This is a genomic window from Streptomyces resistomycificus (assembly GCF_001514265.1).
In the GTDB taxonomy this organism is placed as follows: Bacteria; Actinomycetota; Actinomycetes; order Streptomycetales; family Streptomycetaceae; genus Streptomyces; species Streptomyces resistomycificus.
The window spans coordinates 59,148-79,945 of the sequence record NZ_KQ948997.1; the positions used below are offsets into that span (position 1 = coordinate 59,148).

Sequence of the window (20,798 nt, forward strand, 5' to 3'; positions counted from 1 at the left end):
CGGGCCTCACAGGGTCAGCTCCGGGTGCAGCCGGTCGAGCGTCCACACCTGGCGGCGGCGGGCCGACACGGCGGTCAGCGCCAGGGCGCCCGCGGTGAAGGCGGCCAGCACGGCGCACGCCTCCCACACCGGGCCCAGGCCACCGCCCGTGATCAGCCTCCTGAGGGCCTCGACGACATGACTCATCGGCAGGAAGGGGTGCAGGGCGTTGAAGAAGGCCGGACTGGTCTGCACGGGGTAGGTGCCGCCCGCGGACGTCAACTGGAGCATCAGCAGGGCGAGGACGAGGATCCGTCCCGCCGCTCCGAAGCGCGCGTTCAGCCACTGCACGATCGCCGCGAAGCACGCCGTGACCAGGAACAGGAAGCCCACGGTCCCGGCCGCCCGGGCCATTTCCAGGCCGACCGCCCAGTGCAGCACGGACATCAGGGCCACCGTCTGGAGCACTCCGATCGCGACCACCGGCAGCCACCCCGCCAGCGCGATCCGCCAGGCCGACGCGCCCGCGGCCAGGGCCCGCCGGTTCAGCGGCGCGATCAGCATGTAGGCCACCATCGCGCCCACCCACAGGGACAGCGGGATGAAGTAGGGCGCGAACCCGGTGCCGTAGTTGGGCGCCTTGTGCAGGTCCTCGGAGACGAGCCGCACCGGGTCCGCCATCACCTCGGTGCGCAGGTCGCGGTCCTGCCTGTCGTAGTCCGGGATCTGCTCGGCGCCGCTGTGCAGGCCGTCGGAGAGCTCGCCCGAGCCGTCCACGAGCTTGTACATGCCGCCGTTCAGGTCCACGGCACCCGTCTTCAGGTCGCCGACGCCCTGGTCCAGGTCGGTGGCGCCGGTCTCGGCCGTACCGAGCCCCGTGTGCAGCCGCTTGGCGCCCGCGGCGACCTTGCCGGCGCCCGTGTTCAGCTCGTTGATCTTCGACACGGCGTCGTCGAGGTCCTCGGAGAGGTGCGGCGCGCGGTCGGCGAGCGTCTGCGCGTGCTTCTGGAGCGTGTCGAGGTGGCCGTCGAGCTTCTTCAGGTCGCCGCTCAGGTCGGCGATCAACGTGTTGACGTCGTCGGCGACCTTGGCGGCGTCCGCGGCGGCCTGCTTTGCCTTCTTCAGGTCGGCGCACGCGGCGTCCGGCAGGAGGGGGTCCTCGCAGCGCGCCTGGTAGACGGCGTCCAGGGTGGCTGAGTTCGTGTGGGCCTCCTCGGCGGCGGTCGGCGCCCTGCGCACCAGCGTGTCGAGGTCACGGCGCAATCCGGCCGCCGAGTCGGCGACGAGCTGTGCCGTGTCGCCGATGGACTCGTCGTTGTCCGCCAGGAAGGGGCCCACCTTGTCCGCGAGGCCGTTGACCTTGTCGGCGAGGGTCTGCGTGCCCTGCGCGACCCGCTTCGACCCGTCCTCCAGGTCGTCCGCGCCACCGGTGAGCTTCGTCAGCCCCGTGGAGAGCTTGCCGCTGCCCTTCTTGGCGTCCTTGAGGCCGTCGGCGAGGTCCTTGGAGCCCTGCTCCGCCTTGCCGATGCCGCCCTCCAGGTCGTCGGCCCCCCGCGCGGCCCGCACCGTCTCACCGTGGATGTCCGAGAAGGAGACGAAGATCCGGTCCAGGAAGGACCGCGACGCCTTGGTCGACGCGGCCGTGCGCACCTCGCTGAACACCGTCCGTGAGATCTGCCCGACGATGTAGTTGTTCGCGTCGTTCGTACGGACCTGAAGAGCACCGGTCCGAGGGGAATCACCCGAACTGGATGCGATCCGGCGGCTGAAGTCGGCCGGCATGGTCAGCGACAGGTAGTACGTGCCGTCCTCCACGCCCGCGCGTGCCTGGTCGGCACTCACCTCGTGCCAGTCGAAGACCTGGCTGTCGCGCAGCCCCTCGGTGATGTCGTCGCCCGCCGCGAGCTTCTTCCCGTCGGCACGGGCGCCCCTGTCATCGTTCACGAGCGCCACGGGAATGCGGTCCAGGCGGCCGTACGGGTCCCAGAAGGACCACAGGTACAGGGCTCCGTACAGCAGCGGCAGCACCAGCAGCGCGACCAGTGCGGCGCGCGGCAGTTTCCCCCTGCCGAAGCGGCGCAGCTCAAGCGTGGCGAGTCGCGGCGAGCGCATCGGCTTTCCCCTCGGTCTCGGTCTCGGTCTCGTGCACGTCGGTCTCGTGCACGCTTTCGTGCTCGTGCTCGTGCTCGTGCTCGTGCTCGTGGACGGTTTCGTGCCCGTCTTCGGATTCGTGGCCGTCGGGTTCGCGGTGGTCGGCGGGCCCGGGGCCTTCGTTCTCCCGCTGGAGAGCCACTCGGACGGTGTCCTCGGGGGCCTCGCTGCACACCGCCACGACCGAGGTCCCGCCCTCGGCCAGAGACCTGAGCAGGGCCCAGACCTCGTCCCGTTCGGTACTCGAGAGCTTCAGGTCGACGTCGTCGACGCCCAGCAGCCGAGGCCGGCTGATCAGGGCGAGGGCGACGGACAGGCGCAGCGCCTCCAGCCGCTCCAGGTCGCGTACGGCGGTCCGGACACCCTTGGGCAGCGCCTCCCGGTCCAGCCCCGCGGCGCCGAGCGCGGCGTCGATCCGCAGCTTCGCCTCCCGCACCCGCTCGGCACGCGGCCGCAGCAGCCCCCGAGGGGAGTCGCCGAAACGGCGCTGCAGCAGGGCCCGCTCGCGCAGGTGCTCCCCCACGGTCAGGGCCGGATCGAGGTCGGTGACACCGGCGACGTTGGCCACGGCACTGACCCGGCGTACGGCCGTCAGCTGCTTCGGCAGCCGGGCCCCGCCCACGCTCGCCGTCCCCTCGGTGGCCTTCATCCGCCCGGTGAGCGCGAGCAGCAGACACGTGCGCCCCGACCCGGAGGGCCCTTCGACGGCCGTCAGCGAGCCGGGCGCCGCGTCGACGTGGACCCCGCGGAACGCCCAGCCGCGCGGGCCCTTGAGCCCGAACCCCTCGGCTGTGACAGCGACTGCGTCCACAGCTCCCCCTGTCTCCGCATCGTGCTTCCGGACCGACACGGTTTTTGAACTGACTGGTCAGTGCAAAAACTAGCCCGAACCTTCGATCGAAGCAAAAGCCCAGCTCAGAACGGATTGTCAGTGGCATACCGCACGATGGGCGCATACGGCATCCCGTACAGGACATGCCGTCACACAGACGACAGGAGGTTCGTCATGGCCAGCTACCACGCAGCCGCCGCCCATCGGCGCCGCGCCTCCGGCCCTGCCCCCTCACTGAACGGCCCGGCGAGCGACGTGCACCCCGTGCTCCGCCGGACGACTGCCCCACCGGCCGCCCTCGACCTGCTCGCCCAGGCCCGCGCCGGCCTCGACGAGGCCACCACACTGGAAACCCCGAACGAGCGCTATGCCACGGCACATCTGGCCGCCCTGCGCACCGCCGCCGCCGTGCTCGCCGCGCGGGGGCGCCCGGAGCCCACGCCCCGGCGCAGGGCCAGGATCCGGAGCGCCTGGGAAGTGCTCCCCGAGATAGCGCCCGAGCTCGCCGAGTGGAGCGCGCTCTTCGCCTCCGGCGCCCGGCGCCGGGCCCGGGCGGAGGCGGGCATCCAGGGCGCGGCCGGCCGCCGGGACGCCGACGATCTGATCCGCGACGTGGCGATGTTCCTACGGCTCGTCGAACGCTTGCTGGTGCTCCAGCCCGTCCTGCCCCAGCCACGCCAGGACGGGGACCAGCCGGAGGCCGGGGCCACCGGCGACCGCGACTACCCGGACGCGGGCTGACGTCCCGCCCGGCCGCCCCGGCGGGCACGACACCGCGGTGAGGGCCGGGGCGGCGGAGGCAATAGGGTGGACAGCGCCTGAAGCCTTCCCAGTCCCGGCACCCGGGGCGGGGAGGCGCCCCCGTTTCGTTCGCGCCGCCGTGCCAGCGGCGGTGCCGCGCCGAGGAGTCAACTGCCGTGTCGGACCCGATGCGCCCCCGCGCCTCTCTCCGTACCGCCGTGGTCTGGGAGGTCCTCCAGGACGCCCTCGACCGCCGGGTCAAGGCCACGGGTCGTCAGGCGCTGGACGTCCTCGACACCGGAGGTGGCAGCGGCAACTTCGCCGTGCCCCTGGCCCGCCTCGGCCACAAGGTCACCGTCGTCGACCCCAGCCCCAACGCGCTGTTCGCCCTGGAGCGCCGCGCCGCCGAAGCCGGCGTCGCCGAGCGGGTGCGCGGCGTCCAGGGCGACGCGCACGGCCTCTTCGACGTGGTCGAGCGCGGCGGCTACGACGTGGTGCTGTGCCACGGCGTCCTGGAGTACGTGGACGACCCGGCCGAGGGCGTCCGCAACACGGTGGCCGCGCTGCGGTCCGAGGGCGTTCTCAGCCTGCTCGCCGCCGGTCTGGGCGGCGCCGTCCTCTCCCGGGCCCTCGCCGGTCACTTCAAGGAGGCCAAGCAGGCCCTCGACGACCCGAACGGCCGCTGGGGCGACGGCGACCCCGTCCCGCACCGCTTCACCGCCGAGCAGCTCACCCGGCTGGTCGAGGGAGCGGGCCTCACGGTCGGCGCCGTGCACGGCGTGCGTGTCTTCGCCGACCTCGTACCCGGCGTGCTCGTCGACACCGAGCCCGGCGCGGTGGAGGCGCTGCTGAAGCTGGAGGAGGCGGCGGCCGAACTTCCGGCTTTCCACTCCGTGGCCACGCAGCTTCATGTGCTCGGGGAGACCGCGGGGACCGCCGAGGGCTGAGCGCGCTCCCGTGCCGTGCTGCTGATCAGGTACTTGGGTGCACATGGAGTACGCCACAGGCCCCCCGATCGGGCGCGGTGCGCCGTATGATCGAGGGAGACCACCCGGCATGACGGGTCGGCTGCTGGGGAATGGAATCTTCAGCGAGCCGAGACGCTCATGGCGGATTCGGTTGGCCAATTGGCGTAGAGGGGCGGGTTTCACGGGGGCGATTCCCTGCCTATCCTGAAGGGACCCCCGGGTCGCCCCGGCGACTGCACGATGAGGAGGACTCCGTGCCGCTCTCGGAGCACGAGCAGCGAATGCTCGAGCAGATGGAGCGAGCGCTGTACGCCGAAGATCCCAAGTTCGCGACAGCGCTTGAGGGAAGCGGGCTGCGTACGTACACCCGGCGACGGGTCTACCAAGCGGTCGCGGGCTTCCTCGTGGGTATCGCGCTCCTCATGGCAGGAATGGTCGCCAAGCAGGTCTGGCTCAGCGTGGTCGGCTTCCTGGTCATGCTCGGCTGTGCGGTACTCGCGGTGACCGGCTGGCGTAAGGCCCCCAAGCCGGGCGAACAGCCCGCCGGTGGCCCGGCCGGTGGTCCTCAGGGCCGCCGCCAGGGACGGCAGCGGCGCTCCATGATGGACCGGATCGAGCAGCGCTGGCAGAAGCGCCGCGACGAACAACAGGGCCATTAGCCCGACGAACAGCACGCACCTTGCGTGAGGGGGTGACCACCGCTTTGGTGGTCACCCCCTCACGCACGTCCCCGTTCGGATGATCTGCGACGGGTGACCGGCCGCGCGGACACGTCGGCCCCCTCGGCCCGCGGCCGCCTCATGCGCCGATGGCCGAGTCACACACGCGGAACGCGGCGGGCCCCGGACCATGACGCGGTCCGGGGCCCGCCGCGTACCGTGCGACGTGGCCGATGCTCAGCTGTGCTGACTCGACGGCTTGCGCAGGCTTGGCCGGGCCGCCGCCGCGCGGGCCGTGACGCCCGCCCACCACTCCGACATCGCCCACACCACTCGTGCGGTGGAACGAGGAGCGAGCGTCGCACGCAGCCTCGTGCCCCGGCTGACCGTGCTCCGCAGCCCGGCCACGACCTGACGGACGTCCTCCGCGAGCCCCGCCGTCTGACGGGGCCGCGGCGCGTAGAGCACCTGTTCGACGGCGTCCGCCACGCGGTGCACCGCGGCCGCCGCGGTCGGGTCGAGGTGGCCGAGCCTGACGATCCGGGCGGCCGCCTTGCGCGGAGTCTGCGACTCGTCCGGCAGGATCCCGTGATCCCACGCCGTGTCGGTCAACTCCTGCCAGACCGCGAGCGTGTGCGGCACCGCGTCCGCCTCCGAGCGGCCGTGCCCGCCCAGCCGGACGGCCCGGGTGCGCAGCCGCCCCAGCATCGGCGCGACGGGGAGCACCAGAACGGCGAGCCCACCCAGCGCCCACAACAGGGCCACCCACCACTTCGGGCCGTCGCCACCGCCGCCGGCCGCGGCCAGCGGGGCCTCGCTCTCACACGCCTCCAGCTTCTTCTGCTCCGCCGTGCAGCTCTCGCTCGCCGACGGCGCGGCGGAGGGCGCCGTGGACGCAGCCTGGGAGGGCAGCTCCACATCCGGAAGGTTGCTGCCGGGCACGTCCGGCACGGTGTACGACGGCACCGAACCACGGTTCGGGGTCGGCTCGAAGCGGGTCCAGCCCACGCCCTCGAAGTACAGCTCGGGCCAGGCGTGGGCGTCCTTCAGCCCCACCGAGACCGAACCGTCCGCCTGCGGGGACCCCGGCGCGAAGCCCACCGCGACCCGGGCCGGGATGCCTAGGGACCGGGCCATGGCCGCCATCGCGAAGGAGAAGTGGACGCAGAAGCCCTGCTTGTCCCTGAGGAAGCGGGCGATGGCCTGCGAGCCGCTGCCCACGTTCACCTGGGTGTCGTACTCGAAGCCGCCGGTCACGGAGAAGTAGTCCTGGAGCGCGACCGCCTGCTCGTAGGGGTTCTTGGCGCCCGAGGTGACCTCGCGAGCGGTGTCGGCCACCACCGACGGCAGCGAGTCCGGCAGCTCGGTGTACTCGCGCTCCATGGCCGCGGACGGTTTCGGTGCCGAAGAGAGCTGCTCGGCCGTGGGCTGCACCTCCAGGCTCTTCACCTCGTAGGTCACACCGCGCGTGGTCTGGCCGTGGTCGCCGACCAGGGTCATGCCCTCGGGCTCGTAGCGCCAGTTGCCGTCGATCCTGACGCCGCTGGGCGGGTACGGCATCGGCAGCCAGTTCTGGGCGTAGTCGCGGGACGCTGTGACGACGGTGTCGATCTCCGTGCGTTTGACGTCCGGGCCGAGGCCGATCGGCGTCGGGAACGCGCCGTCCGGCACCCCCGTGATGGACCGCTTGGACGGCTTCCAGGTGGTGCCGTCGAAGTCGTCCAGGGAGACTATCCGCAGGTAGAGGCTCGAGACGTCGGTGTTGTCGTCGGTCTTCAGCGACAGGACCTGGCTGTCCTCGTCCACGTTAAGACTGTCCCGCAGGGTCACCAGCGGGTTCACCGCCGAGATCGTGCCCCCGCCCCCGCTGCCGGAGCCCACGCCCGCCCCGGCCGCGTCCAGCAGACCGCCGTTCATCGCCGGCAGGGCGAGGGGCACCACGAGGGCGACGCCCAGCGCGACCACACCGATACGGCGGCCGGTGCGGACCGGGGCCACCGGCCCGCCGGCGTCGCCGCCCGGCGTGCGCGGTGCCGCGCCGAAGACCCGGCCCCACTGCGAGAGCCGCTCCCGCCCCTCGGCCAGGAGCAGCAGCAGATAGCCGGCCGCCCCGACCAGGAACCACAGCCAGTCGGCGGCGCCGTCGGACAGCCCGGCGGCCACGGAGTACAGCGCGAGCAGCGGCAGTCCGGCCGGAGCCGCGCTGCGGAAGGTCACCGCGAGCGTGTCCACCGCCAGCCCGATCACCAGCACCCCGCCGATGATCATCAGTCGGATGCCGTCAGAGGACAGCGGCGCCGGAATCGCGTACCGCGCGATGTCGTCGGTGCCCTGCCGCAACAGGTCGGCGAAGTGCACGAAGGCGTCCGGCCCGGGCAGCAGCCCGAAGAAGGCCTGCTCACGGGCGAACAGAAGGGTCAGCAGCACCAGCGTGACCAGGGTCTGCGCGGCCACGGTCAGCGGCCGGGCCAGCGGTATCCGCCGGGTCGCCGCGCCCACGGCCGTCTGCACGCCGAGCAGGAACGCCGCCTGCAGGAGCCAGGTGACCGGCTCGACCAGCGGCAGCAGGGCACACGCCGCCATCAGCGTGGCCGCCCAGGCGCACAGCGCCAGTCGTGCCCGTCCGCTCATGCCGACCCCTCCCCGACGCCAGCCGCGCCGACGCCCGTCCGGTCCCGGTCCGCCTGACGCCACAGCTCGTCCACAGGAGCGCCCCGTGGCACGCTCAGTGCCGTCCAGCCCGCCTCACGCAGCATCCGCAGCCGTTCCCCGCTCCGGTCCGACGGGCCGGGCACATCGCTCGGTTCCCGCACCCATGAGTCACTCTCCAGCAGGAAGGCGACCGCGCCGCCGCTGCGCTGGCGCATCTTGGCGGCCACCGCGGCCTGTTCCTCGTCGAGGTCGCCGAAGAACGCCACCAGCAGCCCCTCGTTCCCACCGCGCAGCACGTCGTACGCCCTCGACAGGCCGGTGCCGTCCGAGTGGTCGATCACCGCGAGGGTGTCCATCATCAACCCGGCCGCGTCCGCCGACTCCTGGCTCGCGCCCGCGAACCCGTCGGCGCCCTCGCCGGGCACCGAGTTGCCGGTGTCCGTCAGCAGACGTACCGAGAAACCTCGCTCGAGCATGTGCACCAGGACGGACGCGGTGCCGGCCACGGCCCACTCGAAGGCGGATTCGGGGCCCGCGCCCTGGAAGGCGAGGCCCCGGGTGTCCAGGAGCACCGTGCAGCGGGAGCGCTGGGGCTGCTCCTCGCGGCGCACCATCAGCTCGCCGTAGCGTGCGGTGGAGCGCCAGTGGACCCGGCGCAGGTCGTCGCCGTAGCGGTAGCCGCGCGGGATGACGTCGTCCTCGCCGGCCAGGGCGAGCGAGCGCTGCCGCCCGTCGCCGTATCCTTTCGCCTCGCCGGTCAGCCGCACCGGCGGCAGCGGCTCCACGCGCGGGATGACCGTCAGGGTGTCGTACGTCGAGAAGGACCGGGTCAGCTCGCACATCCCGAACGGGTCGGTCAGACGCAGTTGCAGCGGACCCAGCGGATAGCGGCCGCGCAGGTCGGAGCGGACCCGGTAGGACACCTCGCGGCGGCCGCCCGGCTCGACCCGGTCCAGCACGAAGCGGGGACGGGGGCCGAGGACGTACGGCACCCGGTCCTGGAGCATCAGCAGGCCGGTGGGCAGCCGCGAGACGTTGTCCATCCGCAGATGGACACGGGCCTCGCTGCCGGCCGGCACCCGCGCGGGGGAGAGCCGACGGCTGCCGGCCACCCGGTAGCGCGTGCGGTAGAGCACGGCGGCGCACAGCAGGGGCAGCACGGCGAGCAGCAGTCCGACGCGCAGCAGGTCGCTCTGCCCGAGGACGTAGGCGCAGACGGCCGCGGCGATGCCCGCCGCGAAGAAGGAGCGGCCGCGGGTGGTCAGACCGGCCAGAGCCGTGCGCACACCGCCCTTGTCGCCCCGGTCGACCTCCGCGTGCCCGGTTCCCCCGGCGGTCATCACAGCCTCCGCGGCGGCTGCTGGCCGTAGGCCGGCGCGGTGCGGCCCAGGCCGATGCCGCCCTGCTGGGGCCCGGCCGCGGGCACCGGGGTGTGCTGCAGGATCTCCTGCACGACCTGCTCCGAGGTGCGGCGGTTCAGCTGCGCCTGGGCGGTGGGCAGCAGCCGGTGGGCCAGGACGGCGACGGCGAGTGCCTGCACGTCGTCCGGCAGCGCGTACTCCCGGCCGCTGAGGGCGGCGGACGCCTTCGCCGCGCGCAGCAGGTGCAGCGTCGCGCGCGGGGAGGCGCCGAGTCTCAGGTCGGGGTGAGTGCGGGTGGCGGCGACCAGGTCCACCGCGTACCGCCGGACCGTGTCGGCGACGTGGACGCCTCGGACGGCGTCGATCAGCTTCACCACGTCGTGCGCGTGCGCCACCGGCTGGAGGTCGTCCAGAGGGCTCGCCCCGCCGTGGATGTCGAGCATCTGCAGCTCGGCCTCGGCGCTCGGGTACCCGATGGAGACGCGGGCCATGAAGCGGTCGCGCTGGGCCTCCGGCAGCGGGTAGGTGCCCTCCATCTCGACCGGGTTCTGCGTGGCGACCACCATGAAGGGGCTGGGCAGCTCGTAGGTCTGGCCGTCGATGGTGACCTGCCGCTCCTCCATGGACTCCAGCAGCGCGGACTGGGTCTTCGGCGAGGCGCGGTTGATCTCGTCGCCGATCACGATCTGCGCGAAGATCGCACCCGGCTTGAACTCGAAGTCCCGGCGCTGCTGGTCCCAGATCGACACACCCGTGATGTCCGACGGGAGCAGGTCGGGAGTGAACTGGATGCGCCGCACCGAACAGTCGATGGAACGCGCCAGCGCCTTGGCCAGCATGGTCTTGCCGACGCCGGGGACATCCTCGATCAGAAGATGTCCCTCGGCGAGCAGTACGGTCAGCGAAAGCCGTACGACCTCGGGCTTGCCCTCGATCACACCCTCCACCGAACTGCGGACTCGCTCCACAGTGGCGGTCAGATCAGTGAGGCTCGCTCGATCGTCATAGGTCGTCACCCGGCCCTCCTCGGCCCGTTCTTTCCGGCCGGCGCGCTCGATGCGCGACCGGCCCACCCCGAATCACGGACACCACGCGTGAAAAGTTCCGCGCGACGCCACACCCGCATTCTTGCTGCCGTTACCGATTCGTGTCACTCGCCTGTGGACAACTGCCCGCACTATGTCGGGTCTTAGGGTGTTTTGGGCAGTCTCAGGCCCGAAATCAACAGCTGAACGACAGGTTGGGCGGCGATCGCGCGGGGTTCACGGGGGTCCGGGGAGGGCCTGTGAGGGGCCTGCGTGAGGACCTGCGAGGGGCCTGAAGAGGCCTGTGCGAGGTCTACGAGGGGTCGATCTCGCGCAGCAGTCCGGTCTTCACGTCGAAGACGAACCCGCGGACGTCGTCGGTGTGCAGCAGGAAGGGCGAGGTCCGCACGCGCTGCATCGACTGCCGGACGTCCTGGTCGACGTCCCGGAAGGACTCCACCGCCCAGGCGGGACGCTGGCCGACCTCCATCTCCAGGTCGGTGCGGAAGTCCTCGGTGATCGCCTCCAGACCGCAGCCGGTGTGGTGGATGAGGACGACGCTCCGCGTGCCGAGCTTGCGCTGGCTGATGGTGAGCGAGCGGATCACGTCGTCGGTGACGACACCGCCGGCGTTGCGGATGGTGTGACAGTCGCCGAGCTCCAGGCCGAGCGCGGCGTGCAGGTCGAGACGGGCGTCCATGCAGGCCACCACGGCGACGTGCAGCACGGGACGGGCGTCCATACCCGGGTCGGTGAAGGCGTCGGCGTAGCGCTCGTTCGCCTCGACCAGACGGTCGGTGACAGTGCCGCCGGTGACTATGGCGGCCTCGGGACCTGCGGGAACCGATGCGGAAGTCGTCATACCCATGACGGTACTGGTCACCTCCGGTCCCGGCCCGCTGTGAGAGAGGACAAAGAACGTCAATGATCCTTGTTGTGAGCTAATCCACACGGGTGGCGTGAGAGCCACCGCACGAGTGATTCTTCCGGATTCGTCGCTTCGCCGGCAGCCGGGTGCGCGACGCGCAGGCCGGTTGATTGACCGCGCGACACCGTGGACTAAAGTGACGCGAAGCGGGAGGCGAGGCCTCCCTGCGGACTGAATTCCCCGGAGACTCCGGCGATTTTGCGGAGATCTCCCCACGTGCGCGGCGCGTACGTACGGCTCGGCCTCCTCCCGCTCCCGGCCGGCTGACGCTTTCGGCGCCGGCAGGCCCTCCCCTTCACGAGCGGGCGGGGACCCGGCGGTGCGTACGGCGCCCGCGCCGGACCTGAGAGGGCCCCTTGAGCCAGAGTCGACACGTCCCGGTGATGCTCCAGCGGTGCCTGGACATGTTGGCCCCCGCTCTGGTGGAGCGGCCGCGAGCGGTGGTCGTCGACTGCACCCTCGGCCTGGGCGGTCACAGTGAGGCCCTGCTGGCGCGGTTCCCGGAGGTCCGGCTCGTCGCGCTCGACCGCGACAAGGAGGCCCTGCGGCTGTCCGGCGAGCGCCTGGCGGCCTACGGGGAGCGCGCCACCCTCGTGCACGCGGTCTACGACGAGCTGCCCGAGGTCCTGGACCGGCTCGGCATCGCGCGCGTGCAGGGCGTCCTCTTCGACCTCGGTGTCTCCTCCATGCAGCTCGACGAGGCAGACCGCGGCTTCGCCTACGCCCAGGACGCCCCGCTCGACATGCGCATGGACCAGACGACCGGCATGAGCGCCGCCGAGGTCCTCAACACCTACCCGCCCGGCGAGCTCGTGCGGATCCTGAGGGCGTACGGCGAGGAGAAGCAGGCCAAGCGCATCGTGTCGGCGGTCGTACGCGAACGCGAGAAGGAGCCGTTCGCCAACAGCGCGCGGCTGGTCGAGCTCATCCGGGACTCGCTGCCCCAGGCGGCCAAGCGCACCGGCGGCAACCCGGCCAAGCGCACCTTCCAGGCCCTGCGTATCGAGGTCAACGGCGAGCTCTCGGTGTTGGAGCGGGCGATCCCGGCGGCCGTGAAGGCCCTCGACGTCGGCGGACGCATCGCCGTGCTGTCGTACCACTCGCTGGAGGACCGGCTGGTCAAGCAGGTGTTCGCGGCCGGTGCCGCCACCACCGCCCCGCCCGGGCTGCCCGTCGTCCCCGAGCGGTACCAGCCCCGGCTCAAGCTGCTGACGCGCGGTGCCGAACTTCCCACCGAGGAAGAGGTCGCCGAGAACCGGCGGGCCGCACCGGCGCGACTGCGCGGGGCCGAGCGCATCAGGGAGGACATCGAGTGAGCGGGTTGGGGAAGCGGACTCCGGGGGAGGGCGAGTGGGTACGAAACCCCAGCTGAGGGGCCGGGCCGCCCGGCTCGCGCGGCTCATTCCGGGATCGACGGGCTCCGGGCAGGCGGCCCGCACTCCCTTCGTGCTCCTCGTCGTCCTGCTCCTCGGCGGCGGTCTCATCGGGCTGCTGGTGCTGAACTCGGCGCTCAGCGAGGGCTCGTTCAAGCTCGACGACCTCCAGAAGGAGACCAAGACCCTCACCGACGAGGAACAGGCGCTCCAGCGGGACATCGACGCCTACTCCGCCCCCGAGGCCCTCCAGCGCCGCGCCCGCGAGCTCGGCATGGTCCCCGGTGGCGACCCGGCCTTCCTCGACCCCGACGGCACCGTCAGGGGCGTACCTAGCCCCGCCTCCGCGGCCCGGTCGGCTTCCGCGTTCACGCCGCTCGTCCTCGCTCCCGAGGCGATCGAGAACGTGACCGTACCGACCCCGGCCCCCACCCCGACGCCGTCGGCCGACGCGCCGCAGGGCGTCCGGCCACAGCAGGTCGAGCCCGTGCGGCCCTTCGACCCCGCGCAACCCGCCCAGACCCCCACGCCCCCGACCTCCGGCAGGTGACGGAAGTGTCCGACAGGCAACCGCCGCGCCGCCGCGTGCCCGGACCCGCACGCCCCGAGCGTCCCTCCCGCTCCGCCGGCCGACGTCCGGGTCCGGGCGCCCGCCCGGCCCGCCGCCCGGCGGCTGCCCGCCCCGCGGCCCCCAAGGTCATCCGGCTGGGCAGCCCCCGCCCGCGGCTGCGCATGGTCGGCCTCGCGCTGACCCTGGTGCTGATCGCCTTCGTCGTGCGACTGCTCCAGGTGCAGGCCGTCGACGCCAGCACCTACGCGGCCAAGGCCGAGCAGAACCGGTACGTCGGCTACACCCTGGCCGCCGAGCGCGGCGGGATCACCGACCGGGACGGGGTGGCCCTGGCGACCAGCGTGGACGCGTACAACATCACCGCGGACCCCACACTGTTCAACCGCAAGCAGCTGAAGATCGACGACGGGCCCGAGCAGGCGGCCGCCCTGCTCGCCCCGATCCTCGGGCAGGACCAGGAAACCCTCGTCAAGAAGCTCAGGCCGGCCGACCGCAACCTCCGCTATGTCGTGCTCGCCAACCGCCAGACCCCGCAGGTCTGGAAGCAGATCAAGGACCTGAAGTCCGCGCTGGCCACCAAGGCCGAGAGCGACGCGGGCACGGCCAACGTCCTCGCGGGCGTCCTCGCCGTCCCCACCAGCAAGCGCGTGTACCCGAACGGAGACCTCGCCGCCGGGATACTGGGCTGGGTCAACGCCGACGGCAAGGGCGGCGGCGGGGTCGAGCAGCAACTGAACAAGCTGCTGGCCGGCAAGGACGGCAAGATCCGTTACGCCCAGTCCGGGGGCCGGCAGGTGCCGACGGTGGGCTCCACCGAGACGCCCGCGGTGCCCGGCAGCGACGTCGAGCTCACCATCGACCGCGACATCCAGTGGGCCGCCCAGAACGCGATCACCGAGCAGGTGAAGGAGTCCAAGGCGGACCGCGGGTACGTGATAGTGCAGGACACGCGGACCGGCGAGATCCTCGCCATGGCCAACTCGCCCGGCTTCGACCCGAACGACCTGTCCAAGGCCAGTTCGCTGAACATGGGCAACGCGGCGCTCCAGGACGCCTTCGAGCCCGGCTCCACCGCGAAGGTGATGTCGATGGCCGCCGTACTGGAGGAGAACGTCGCCACGCCCGACACGCACGTCGTCGTACCCAACCGGCTGCACCGCGGCGATCGGCTCTTCAAGGACGACATCGACCACCCGACCTGGTACCTCACGCTCAACGGCGTGCTCGCCAAGTCCAGCAACATCGGCACCATCCTGGCCACCGGCCAGCTCGGCAAGACACAGAAGGCGGCCAACCAGGTCCTCTACTCGTACCTGCGCAAGTTCGGCCTCGGCAGCTACACCGGGCTGGGCTTCCCCGGCGAGACGCCGGGCATCCTCGCCGCGCCCGACGAGTGGTCGACCTCGCAGCAGTACACGATTCCTTTCGGCCAGGGCGTGTCCATCAACGCGATGCAGGCGGCGTCCGTCTACTCGACGATCGCCAACGGCGGCGTACGGGTCCAACCCACGATCGTCCGCGGCACCAAGGGGCCCGATGGAGCCTTCACTCCGGCCGAGAAGCCAAAGCAGACAAGGGTCGTCAGCGCGAAGACGGCCAAGACCCTCGCCCGGATGCTGGAGTCCGTCGTGGACGACGCGGAGGGCACCGGCACCAAGGCGCGCATTCCCGGGTACCGGGTCGCGGGCAAGACGGGCACGGCGAACCGCGTGGATCCGGACACCGGCAAGTACAAGGGATACACCTCGTCGTTCGCCGGGTTCGCGCCCGCCGACAAGCCCCGCGTCACCGTCTACTGCGCGATCCAGAACGCCACCGAGGGCAGCTACTTCGGCGGCCAGATCTGCGGCCCCGTCTACAAGCAGGTGATGGAGTTCGCCCTGAAGACCCTCCAGGTACCGCCCACCGGCGCCCCGGCCGCGAAGCTGCCGGTCGCCTTCAAACCCTGACCAGCACTGTTCAGCACTGTTCAGCACGGACCCCCCAGGAACAGCTCGTGACGACGATCACCCCTCATTCCGGCAACCCGGGCGAGCCCGGCCCCTCACTTCGCCCCCAGGCGGGTACGCCCGGTACGCTCACCGCCGTGCCACACGCTGATCAGTCCCAAACCACCCATAAGGGCGCACCCGTGACATATCCCGGACCGCCCCGGCCGATGCGGGTCTCCGCCACACCCCTCGCGGAACTCGCCGACCAGCTGGGTGCCGAAGCGCCACGGACCGGCGCGGGAGTCACGGGCATCACCCACGACTCGCGTGCCGTCCGCCCCGGCGACGTGTACGCCGCCCTCCCGGGCGCCCGTCTGCACGGCGCCGACTTCGTCACCCAGGCCGCGGGCCTCGGCGCGGTCGCCGTGCTGACCGACCCCACGGGCGCCGAACGGGCCGCCGCGACCGGCCTCCCGGTGCTGGTCGTCAACGACCCGCGCGCGCACATGGGCGAGCTGGCGGCCACCATCTACGGCCGCCCGGGCCGCGACCTGCTCCAGATCGGCATCACCGGCACCTCCGGCAAGACCACCACCGCCTACCTCGTCGAGGGCGGCCTGAAGACCGCCAGGTCGACCGGTCTGATCGGCACGGTCGAGATGCGCATCGGCGACGAGCGCATCAAGTCCGAGCGCACCACTCCCGAAGCCACCGACCTCCAGGCCCTGTTCGCCGTCATGCGCGAGCGCGGGGTCGAGGCGGTCGCCATGGAGGTCTCCAGCCACGCCCTGGTGCTCGGCCGGGTCGACGGCTGCGTCTTCGACATCGGCGTCTTCACCAACCTGAGCCCGGAACACATGGAGTTCCACTCCGACATGGAGGACTACTTCCGGGCCAAGGCGCAGCTGTTCACGCCGAAACGCAGCAGGCTCGGCGTCGTCAACGTCGACGACGAGTACGGACGCAGGCTGGCCAAGGAGGCCGGCGTCCCCGTCATCACCTACTCCGCCGAGGGTCACCCGGACGCCGACTGGCGCGCCCAGGACGTCCAGAGCGGCCCCATGGACTCGACGTTCACCGTGATCGGCCCCAAGGAGGAGCGGATCACCGCCAGGTCGCCGCTCGCCGGGACCTTCAACGTGGCCAACACCCTCGCCGCGATCGTCGCCCTCGCCGCCGCCGGCCTCGACCCGCAGGCAGCCGCCGACGGGATCGCCGCCGTGCCGGGCGTACCGGGGCGCCTGGAGCGGGTGGACGAGGGGCAGCCCTACCTCGCGGTCGTCGACTACGCCCACAAGACGGACGCCGTCGAATCGGTCCTGCGCGCCCTGCGCAAGGTCACCGAGGGCAGCCTGCACCTCGTGCTCGGCTGCGGCGGGGACCGGGACAAGACCAAGCGGATGCCGATGGGTGCCGCCGCCGCCCGGCTCGCCGACACCGCCGTACTGACCTCCGACAACCCGCGCTCCGAAGACCCTCTCGCGATCCTCGCCACCATGCTCCAGGGCGCGGCGTCCGTACCGGCACACGAGCGCGGCGAGGTCCAGGTCTTCGAGGACCGGGCCGCCGCGATCGCCGCCGCCGTGTCCCGCGCACGGCCCGGAGACACCGTGCTGGTCGCGGGCAAGGGCCACGAGCAGGGCCAGGACATCGCCGGGGTGGTCCGTCCGTTCGACGACCGCCAGGTGCTTCGCGAAGCTATCCAGAAGACCCAGGGATGAACTTGTGATCGCCCTCTCCCTCGCCGAGATCGCAGCAGTCGTCGGCGGGCAGACGCACGACATACCCGATCCGTCCGTCCAGGTCACCGGACCGGTCGTCCGGGACTCCCGTGAGGTGCGGCCCGGCACCCTCTTCGTCGCCTTCGTCGGCGAGCGCGTGGACGGCCACGACTTCGCGGCCGCGGTCGTCGAGGCGGGCGCGGTCGCCGTACTGGCGTCGCGCCCCGTCGGCGTGCCCGCGATCGTCGTCGACGACGTCCAGACGGCCCTCGGCGCCCTCGCACGTCATGTCGTGCATCGGCTCGGCGCGACCCTGGTCGCCCTCACCGGCTCCGCCGGCAAGACCAGCACCAAGGACCTGATCGCCCAGGTGCTCCAGCACAAGGCGCCCACGGTGTGGACGCCCGGCTCGCTCAACAACGAGATCGGACTGCCGCTGACCGCCCTCAGCGCCACCGAGGAGACGCGGTTCCTCGTCCTGGAGATGGGCGCCCGGGGCATCGGCCACATCCGCTACCTCGCCGACCTGACCCCGCCGAAGATCGGCCTCGTGCTCAACGTCGGGACCGCCCACATCGGCGAGTTCGGCGGCCGGGAGCAGATCGCCCAGGCCAAGGGCGAACTCGTCGAGGGGCTGCCCGAGGACGGGACGGCGATCCTCAACGCCGACGATCCCCTCGTACGGGCCATGCGGTCCCGTACGAAGGCGAAGGTGATCCTTTTCGGAGAGTCCGGCGAAGCGGACGTACGCGCCGAGAACGTGAGACTCACGGACAGCGGACAGCCTGCCTTCCTGCTTCACACACCCTCCGGTGCAAGCGAAGTGACCATGCGCCTGTACGGTGAGCACCACGTGTCGAACGCGCTCGCCGCGGCCGCCGTCGCCCACGAACTGGGCATGTCCGTAGCTGAGATCGCCACCGCGCTCTCCGAGGCGGGCTCCCTCTCCCGCTGGCGTATGGAGGTCACCGAGCGCCCGGACGGCGTGACAGTCGTCAACGACGCCTACAACGCGAACCCCGAGTCCATGCGAGCCGCCCTGCGCGCGCTCGCGGCCATGGGCAAGGGGCGGCGGACCTGGGCGGTGCTCGGCAAGATGGCCGAGCTCGGGGACGAGGCGCTCGCCGAGCACGACGCGGTCGGACGGCTGGCCGTCCGGCTCAATGTCGGCAAGCTCGTCGCGGTCGGGGGCAGGGAAGCGTCCTGGCTGCAACTGGGCGCATATAACGAGGGTTCGTGGGGTGAGGAGTCGGTGCACGTGTCCGACGCACAGGCGGCGGTCGACCTGTTGCGCAGCGAGTTGCGCCCGGGGGACGTCGTACTCGTGAAGGCGTCCCGTTCGGTCGGTCTGGAGAGCGTCGCCGAGGCGCTGCTCGCCGGCGGCACCGAGGGTGAGGTTGCCGCCCGATGATGAAGCAGATCCTGTTCGCAGGAGTCATTGGCCTCTTCCTGACCCTGGTCGGCACCCCGCTGCTGATCAAGCTGCTGGCCCGCAAGGGCTACGGCCAGTACATCCGCGACGACGGCCCGCGCGAGCACGCCAGCAAGCGCGGAACGCCGACCATGGGCGGTATCGCCTTCATCTTCGCGACGGTCGCCGCGTACTTCCTGTCCAAGGCCATCACCGGCTACTCCCCGACCTACACCGGCCTGCTGGTGCTCGGTCTGATGGTCGGTATGGGCCTGGTCGGCTTCCTCGACGACTACATCAAGATCGTCAAGCGGCGCTCGCTGGGCCTCAGGGCCAAGGCGAAGATGGCCGGCCAGCTGATCGTCGGCATCAGCTTCGCGGTGCTCTCGCTGCAGTTCGCGGACGCCCGCGGCAACACCCCGGCCTCCACGAAGCTGTCGTTCATCACGGACTTCGGCTGGACGATCGGACCGGTGCTGTTCGTCGTCTGGGCGCTGTTCATGATCCTCGCGATGTCGAACGGCGTGAACCTGACGGACGGTCTGGACGGCCTCGCCACCGGCGCCTCCGTCCTCGTCTTCGGCGCCTACACCTTCATCGGCGTCTGGCAGTTCCAGGAGTCCTGCGCCAACGGCGAGAACCTGACCAACCCGGGCGCCTGTTACGAGGTGCGCGACCCGCTCGACCTCGCCGTCATCTCCGCCGCGCTGATGGGGGCCTGCCTGGGCTTCCTGTGGTGGAACACGTCACCCGCCAAGATCTTCATGGGTGACACCGGTTCGCTCGCGCTCGGCGGTGTCCTCACGGGCCTGGCCATCTGCTCCCGCACGGAGCTGCTGGTGGCCATCATGGGCGGCCTGTTCGTCCTCATCACCATGTCGGTCGTCATCCAGGTCGGCTCCTTCCGCCTGACCGGCAAACGTGTCTTCCGCATGGCGCCACTCCAGCACCACTTCGAACTCAAGGGCTGGTCCGAAGTATTGGTGGTGGTCCGCTTCTGGATCATCCAGGGCATCTGCGTGATCGTCGGCCTGGGCCTCTTCTACGCGGGATGGGCGGCGGACAAGTGACCGACTGGCAGGGCAAGCGCGTCACCGTCGCAGGCCTCGGCGTCTCCGGCATCCCGGCGGCCAGGGCGCTGCACGCGCGCGGTGCTCTCGTCACGGTCGTCAACGACGGCGACGACGAGCGCGCCCGCGCCCAGGCCGCCGAACTGGAGGCCCTGGGCGTCACCGTGCGCCTCGGCGACGGCGCGACCCTGCCGGAAGGCACCGAGCTCATCGTCACGGCTCCCGGCTGGAAGCCCGACAAGCCGCTGTTCGCTGCGGCTCACGAGGCGGGCGTGCCGGTCTGGGGCGACGTGGAGCTCGCCTGGCGGCTGCGCGGCCCGGACGCCGCGCCCTGGCTGGCCGTCACCGGCACCAACGGCAAGACGACCACCACGCAGATGCTGGCCTCGATCCTGAAGGCGGCGGGCCTGCGCACGGCAGCGGTCGGCAACATCGGCGTCTCACTCCTCGACGCGGTCCTCGGCGAGGAGGAGTACGACGTCCTCGCCGTGGAGCTGTCCAGCTACCAGCTCCACTGGGCGCCCTCGCTGCGCGCCCACTCCGCCGTCGTGCTGAACCTGGCGCCCGACCACCTCGACTGGCACGGCTCCATGGAGGCGTACGCCGCCGACAAGGGTCGTGTCTACGAGGGCAATCGTGTCGCCTGCGTCTACAACGTCGCCGACAAGGCCACCGAGGACCTGGTGCGCGAGGCGGACGTCGAGGAGGGCTGCCGGGCCGTCGGCTTCACGCTGGGCACGCCAGGTCCGTCCCAACTCGGTGTCGTGGACGGCATCCTGGTGGACCGCGCCTTCGTGGAGAACCGGCACAAGAACGCCCAGGAGCTCGCCGAGGTCTCCGACGTCAACCCGCCCGTCCCGCACAACGTCGCCAACGCCCTTGCGGCAGCGGCCCTCGCGCGTGCCTTCGGGGTGCCCGCGGCAGCCGTACGGGACGGCCTGCGGGCCTTCACGCCCGACGCCCACCGCATCGCGCACGTGGCGGACGTCGACGGCGTCGCCTACGTCGACGACTCCAAGGCCACCAACACGCACGCGGCGGAAGCCTCGTTGGCGGCGTACGAGTCGATCGTGTGGATCGCCGGCGGACTCGCCAAGGGCGCGACCTTCGACGAACTGGTCACCAAGTCGGCAAAGCGACTTCGCGGTGTCGTCCTGATCGGCGCGGACCGGGCGCTCATCCGGGAAGCCCTCGCGCGACACGCCCCGGAAGTACCCGTCGTCGACCTCGACCGGACCGACACTGGGGCGATGCTCCAGGCAGTCCAGGAGGCGAAGCGCCTCGCGGCCGAGGGCGACACGGTCCTGCTGGCCCCGGCCTGTGCCTCCATGGACATGTTCACCAACTACAACAAGCGCGGTGACGCGTTCGCGGAGGCCGTTCGCGAACTCGGCGCGGGCACCTGACGGCGGATCTCGGCCACGG

General features: G+C 71.6%; 16 protein-coding genes. 10 read left to right on the forward strand and 6 right to left on the reverse strand.

The genetic code is table 11. From position 1 onward, the window contains the following. Positions 1–6: 6 nt before the first annotated feature. Positions 7–2,091 carry a YhgE/Pip family protein gene (locus tag AQJ84_RS27880; RefSeq protein WP_053191226.1) on the reverse strand — a complete coding sequence of 695 codons (2,085 nt, stop codon included), beginning with the start codon at positions 2,089–2,091 and terminating at the stop codon, positions 7–9. After that, positions 2,063–2,941 (reverse strand): ATP-binding cassette domain-containing protein, encoded by an 879-nt coding sequence (locus tag AQJ84_RS27885; RefSeq protein ID WP_078631736.1) that lies wholly within the window; start codon positions 2,939–2,941, stop codon positions 2,063–2,065. The genes AQJ84_RS27880 and AQJ84_RS27885 overlap by 29 nt, the downstream gene beginning before the upstream one ends. Before the next feature lie 195 nt (positions 2,942–3,136). On the opposite strand from AQJ84_RS27885, the gene AQJ84_RS27890 reads away from it, so the two are divergent. From AQJ84_RS27890 to AQJ84_RS27900, 3 genes are all read left to right on the forward strand, one after another. Further along, on the forward strand, positions 3,137–3,703 hold the full coding sequence (locus AQJ84_RS27890; RefSeq protein ID WP_030039373.1) for an SAV_6107 family HEPN domain-containing protein: 567 nt from the start codon (positions 3,137–3,139) through the stop codon (positions 3,701–3,703). A 176-nt stretch (positions 3,704–3,879) separates the two neighbouring features. Then, entirely contained in the window at positions 3,880–4,650 is a 771-nt protein-coding gene (locus AQJ84_RS27895) for a methyltransferase (protein ID WP_030039374.1), read from the forward strand. A gap of 275 nt (positions 4,651–4,925) precedes the next feature. Then, positions 4,926–5,330: a DUF3040 domain-containing protein gene (locus AQJ84_RS27900; protein ID WP_030039375.1), complete on the forward strand. Its 405-nt coding sequence runs from the start codon at positions 4,926–4,928 to the stop codon at positions 5,328–5,330. A gap of 237 nt (positions 5,331–5,567) precedes the next feature. Here AQJ84_RS27900 and AQJ84_RS27905 read toward each other — a convergent pair whose 3' ends face one another. From AQJ84_RS27905 to AQJ84_RS27920, 4 genes are all read right to left on the reverse strand, one after another. Then, positions 5,568–7,961, reverse strand: coding sequence for a transglutaminase TgpA family protein (locus AQJ84_RS27905; protein ID WP_053191228.1), 2,394 nt, complete (start codon positions 7,959–7,961; stop codon positions 5,568–5,570). Beyond that, complete coding sequence (locus AQJ84_RS27910; RefSeq protein WP_053191230.1) at positions 7,958–9,322, reverse strand: DUF58 domain-containing protein; 1,365 nt, start codon at positions 9,320–9,322, stop codon at positions 7,958–7,960. Before AQJ84_RS27910 ends, AQJ84_RS27905 begins: the two co-directional genes overlap by 4 nt. After that, positions 9,322–10,359: an AAA family ATPase gene (locus tag AQJ84_RS27915; protein ID WP_030039381.1), complete on the reverse strand. Its 1,038-nt coding sequence runs from the start codon at positions 10,357–10,359 to the stop codon at positions 9,322–9,324. The genes AQJ84_RS27910 and AQJ84_RS27915 overlap by 1 nt, the downstream gene beginning before the upstream one ends. 322 nt (positions 10,360–10,681) lie before the next feature. Then, complete coding sequence (locus AQJ84_RS27920; protein ID WP_030039382.1) at positions 10,682–11,230, reverse strand: beta-class carbonic anhydrase; 549 nt, start codon at positions 11,228–11,230, stop codon at positions 10,682–10,684. 422 nt (positions 11,231–11,652) lie between these two features. Between AQJ84_RS27920 and rsmH the strand changes: the two genes are divergently transcribed. From rsmH to murD, 7 genes are all read left to right on the forward strand, one after another. Further along, complete coding sequence (gene rsmH / locus AQJ84_RS27925) at positions 11,653–12,612, forward strand: 16S rRNA (cytosine(1402)-N(4))-methyltransferase RsmH (RefSeq protein WP_078631738.1); 960 nt, start codon at positions 11,653–11,655, stop codon at positions 12,610–12,612. A gap of 34 nt (positions 12,613–12,646) precedes the next feature. Beyond that, positions 12,647–13,219: a septum formation initiator family protein gene (locus tag AQJ84_RS27930; protein WP_078631740.1), complete on the forward strand. Its 573-nt coding sequence runs from the start codon at positions 12,647–12,649 to the stop codon at positions 13,217–13,219. A 5-nt stretch (positions 13,220–13,224) separates the two neighbouring features. Next, positions 13,225–15,189 (forward strand): peptidoglycan D,D-transpeptidase FtsI family protein, encoded by a 1,965-nt coding sequence (locus tag AQJ84_RS27935; protein ID WP_310591767.1) that lies wholly within the window; start codon positions 13,225–13,227, stop codon positions 15,187–15,189. A gap of 182 nt (positions 15,190–15,371) precedes the next feature. After that, positions 15,372–16,892, forward strand: a complete 1,521-nt coding sequence (locus AQJ84_RS27940; RefSeq protein ID WP_030039387.1) for a UDP-N-acetylmuramoyl-L-alanyl-D-glutamate--2,6-diaminopimelate ligase — start codon at positions 15,372–15,374, stop codon at positions 16,890–16,892. A 4-nt stretch (positions 16,893–16,896) separates the two neighbouring features. After that, positions 16,897–18,303: a UDP-N-acetylmuramoyl-tripeptide--D-alanyl-D-alanine ligase gene (locus AQJ84_RS27945; protein WP_030039388.1), complete on the forward strand. Its 1,407-nt coding sequence runs from the start codon at positions 16,897–16,899 to the stop codon at positions 18,301–18,303. Further along, a complete protein-coding gene (gene mraY / locus AQJ84_RS27950) occupies positions 18,303–19,373 on the forward strand; it encodes a phospho-N-acetylmuramoyl-pentapeptide-transferase (RefSeq protein WP_030039389.1) in 1,071 nt (356 codons plus the stop codon). The genes AQJ84_RS27945 and mraY overlap by 1 nt, the downstream gene beginning before the upstream one ends. Then, positions 19,355–20,779, forward strand: a complete 1,425-nt coding sequence (gene murD / locus AQJ84_RS27955) for a UDP-N-acetylmuramoyl-L-alanine--D-glutamate ligase (RefSeq protein ID WP_053191232.1) — start codon at positions 19,355–19,357, stop codon at positions 20,777–20,779. The genes mraY and murD overlap by 19 nt, the downstream gene beginning before the upstream one ends. The last annotated feature ends 19 nt before the right edge of the window (positions 20,780–20,798 follow it).